We start from the raw sequence: 4,007 nt of genomic DNA on the forward strand, positions 1-4,007 counted from the left end.
TTAACTGTGTAGTAGCGAACTTTTTTATCAATATTACGGGCTTTCATATTTTCTTTAATTAACGCTATTGTCAATTTAGATCCATATACTGGTGCATCTAATTGTTCTAAAACATAACTCACTGCACCAATCGCGTGCTCATGTCCGTGTGTAAGGAATATACCCTTCAATTTATCTTTATTTTCAAGTACGTATGAAATGTCTGGTATAACAATATCAATACCTAGCATTTCGTCTTCTGGAAACATAAGTCCAGCATCTAACATAAACATTTCATCGTCTACTTCAACGATATACATATTTTTAGCAATTTCGCCAACACCGCCTAATGGTATAATGCGAATATCTTTATTCTTTTTCTTTATTAAACTCAAAATCTTACCTCCTAAATTTGTTACCCGTCCATATATAAACTCACTATTCATTATAAGTTAAAAAACACTTGATGTACACTATTAATCACTATACATACAGGATAATTAACAGTTGCACTCAAAATAATAAAGCGTTTTAAAATGTTCAATACAACAAATTCAAAATGGATCACTTCGTAAAAAATGGCATAAAAAAATCACATGACGATACATTGTCGTCATATGACTTTAAATATTATTCTTCTAATGCTCTGTGTGATGCATTTACTCGACCTTGTTTATCAATTTCAGTAATCTTAACTTCAATTGTGTCACCGATTTTTAAAACATCTTCCACTTTTTCAATTCTATTTTTTGAAATTTGTGAAATGTGAAGCAACGCATCTTTACCCGGGAATAGGCCTACAAACGCACCGTATTTTTCAATACGTTTAACAGTGGCTTGATAAGTTTGACCTACTTCCGCTTCACGTGTAATTTCCTCAATGATTTCACGAGCACGATTTATCATAGCTTGATCAACGGCCCCAATAAAGATAGTACCATCTTGTTCAATATCTAATTTAACGCCTGTTTCATCAATAATTTCGTTAATTTTTTTACCACCAGGTCCGATAACATCTCTAATCTTATCTGGTTTAATTGTCATAGTTACAACTTTTGGCGCGTAAGCACTTAATTCAGTACGTGGTTGATCAATTGTTTGTAACATATGATTCATTATTTCTAAACGACCACGTCTCGCTTGTTCTAGAGCCTCTTCGATAATTTCACGCGTTAAACCGTCAATTTTAATATCCATTTGGATTGCTGTAATACCTTCTTTAGTACCAGCGACTTTAAAGTCCATATCACCTAATGCATCTTCCATACCTTGGATATCAGTTAAAATCGTATAGCTATCTTCACGTGTAACAAGGCCCATAGCAATACCAGCAACTGGTGCTTTAATCGGTACGCCCGCATCCATTAATGCTAAGGTTGATCCACAAATTGACGCTTGAGATGATGAACCGTTTGATTCAAGTACCTCACTTACAATACGAATTGTATATGGGAAATCAGCAGTATCAGGAATAATATATTTTAATGCTCTTTCACCTAACGCACCATGTCCAATTTCACGACGACCTGGCGCACGTACTGGACCAGTTTCACCTACTGAAAAGTTCGGGAAGTTATAATGATGCATGAATCTTTTTTCTTCTTCAGGTCCTAAACCATCAATTAATTGATAATCGCCTAAAGCACCTAATGTTAAAACTGAAAGTGCTTGAGTCTGACCACGTGTAAATAGACCTGAACCATGCGTTCTAGGTAAAATACCAACTTCAGAATCTAATGGACGGATTTCATCAGGTTTACGGCCGTCTGGTCTAATTTTTTCATCTGCAATTAAACGTCGAACTTCTTCTTTCACTAATTCATTTAAAATTGCATAAACTTCTTTAATAAGTAATTCATTCTCTGGATCTTCTTCATCGATAAATTCATTGACGATTTCTTCTTTTAAGTTATCAAGATTTTCATCTCGTTGTTGTTTATCAAATGTTAAAACTGTTTCTTTAAGTCCCTTTTCTTCGGTTAAAGATTTCACACGTTCAACTAGCGCTTCATCACGCTCTGCTGGAATAAATTCTTGTTTAACAGGTTGAATGTGGTCGACGATTTGTTGTTGGAAATCAACTAAACGTTGAATCTCTTCATGACCAAAGAAAATCGCCTCTAACATTTCTTGTTCAGTAATCTCACTAGCGCCTGCCTCTACCATGTTTACTGCATCTTTATGACCAGCTACTTCAAGGTCTAAGCGAGAAACTTCTTTTTCTTCTACTGTTGGGTTAATGATATATTTACCGTCAATATAACCCACATTTACACCGGCGATTGGCCCTTGGAATGGAATATCCGACACACTAAGCGCCATAGATGAACCAATCATTGCAGCCATTTGTGGTGAACAATCAGGATCTGCACTTAATACCATGTTCATAATTTGAACATCATGCTTATATCCTTTAGGGAATAAAGGTCTAATTGGTCTATCAATTAATCGCGCAGTTAATGTTGCATCGTCACCAGGACGTCCTTCTCTCTTTTTAAATCCACCAGGAATTTTACCCGCAGCGTACATTTTTTCTTCGTAGTTCACTGTTAATGGGAAGAAATCTCCATCACGAGGTTCTTTTGATGCAGTTGCCGTCGATAACACGACTGTATCTCCATAACGAACCAATACAGCGCCATTTGCTTGTTTAGCTAATTGCCCTGTTTCAATCGTTAAAGATCTTCCTGCCCATTCAGTTTTAAAAACTTTCTTTTCTTGAGACATTATAAATCTCCTCTCTTGAATCTAATAGTTATATCATATCATTTATTATCGTATTTTAATATTAGTTATAAAATATTGAATTGGAAAAAAAGAGAGCGGGATATCCATCTATTATTTACAAAATAGACTTATCGTCCCACCCTTATCAGTATAAATATAAGTTATATTTTTTAAAAAACATACTTTATTTTTAATATCTTGATTATTACTCTAGGTGTACTTATATCATCTTTATCTCATTGTAACCTTATTATTCACTCAATATTAGCTTAACATATAATAAATGTTAATATTTGTAAAAAGCTTTTTTAATATAAATTAAGGTTGGAACATAAATATGCCCCAACCTCAAAGACGTTATATTAAGATTAACGACGGATACCAAGTGATTTAATTAATTCACGGTAACGTTGAATATCTTTACTACGTAAGTAGTTTAATAAATGTCTACGACGACCTACCATTTTTAATAATCCACGACGTGAATGGTGGTCTTTTTTGTGTGTACGTAAGTGTTCGTTTACTGCGTTGATTTCTGCAGTAAGTACAGCGATTTGTACTTCTGGTGAACCAGTATCAGTTTCGTGTACACGGTATTCTTTAATGATTTCGTTTTTACGTTCTTGTGAAATTGCCATAATCAATTTCCTCCTTAAAATGTTTGAATACTCCTTAATCCGAGTTAGGCGTTGGAGATTCGACCTACTAAGAAAAAGGTGTGGTATAGATTGTTTATATAACTATACGCAACTCTAGATATTATAAGCTACTTCATCACCAAAATCAACTGCTAATAAATATTTAGCACGCGATTTATCATCGTTCATTTGTTTAACTAATGGGTCGATACCATCAAATTTAATCTCAGGACGTAAGAAATGATGCCAATTCACAGTCACTCGTTCACCATAAATATTATCCTCAAAGTCAAAGATATTCACTTCGATGACAACTTCTGCTTTGTTAGGATCATGAAATGTTGGCTTTACACCTATGTTAGCTACCCCTCGATATAATTTATTTTCAGTGCCGATTTCAATACTAACAGCATAAACACCTTTACGAGGTAACAAATAATCATCACTAGGTTGAATGTTAGCTGTTGGGAAGCCAATAGTTCTTCCCCTTTTTTCACCTTGCACTACAGTGCCTTTAATAGAATAAATATAGCCTAAAGCATCATTCGCTTTTTGCAACTCACCATTGATTAAATCTTGACGAATAGAAGTTGTAGAAATTTTTTCATTTTCAATTTCTTGTTTACTCACAATTGTCGTATTAAACGCATCATATTCTTGAAG

General features: G+C 34.3%; 4 protein-coding genes. All 4 read right to left on the reverse strand.

Annotation, left to right across the window (positions count from 1 at the left end):
• The coding region (locus tag IDG60_RS08160; protein ID WP_206160608.1) for an MBL fold metallo-hydrolase at positions 1–374 on the reverse strand (374 nt) is incomplete at its 3' end.
• A 235-nt stretch (positions 375–609) separates the two neighbouring features.
• Positions 610–2,706 carry a polyribonucleotide nucleotidyltransferase gene (gene pnp, locus IDG60_RS08165; protein ID WP_000076690.1) on the reverse strand — a complete coding sequence of 699 codons (2,097 nt, stop codon included), beginning with the start codon at positions 2,704–2,706 and terminating at the stop codon, positions 610–612.
• Between the two features lie 368 nt (positions 2,707–3,074).
• Positions 3,075–3,344 carry a 30S ribosomal protein S15 gene (gene rpsO, locus IDG60_RS08170; RefSeq protein WP_001018328.1) on the reverse strand — a complete coding sequence of 90 codons (270 nt, stop codon included), beginning with the start codon at positions 3,342–3,344 and terminating at the stop codon, positions 3,075–3,077.
• Positions 3,345–3,458: 114 nt separating this feature from the next.
• Positions 3,459–4,007, reverse strand: a 549-nt coding sequence (locus tag IDG60_RS08175) for a riboflavin kinase (RefSeq protein ID WP_274611438.1), incomplete at its 5' end; no start/stop codon positions are given.

It is taken from the genome of Staphylococcus sp. EG-SA-2 (assembly GCF_017152085.1).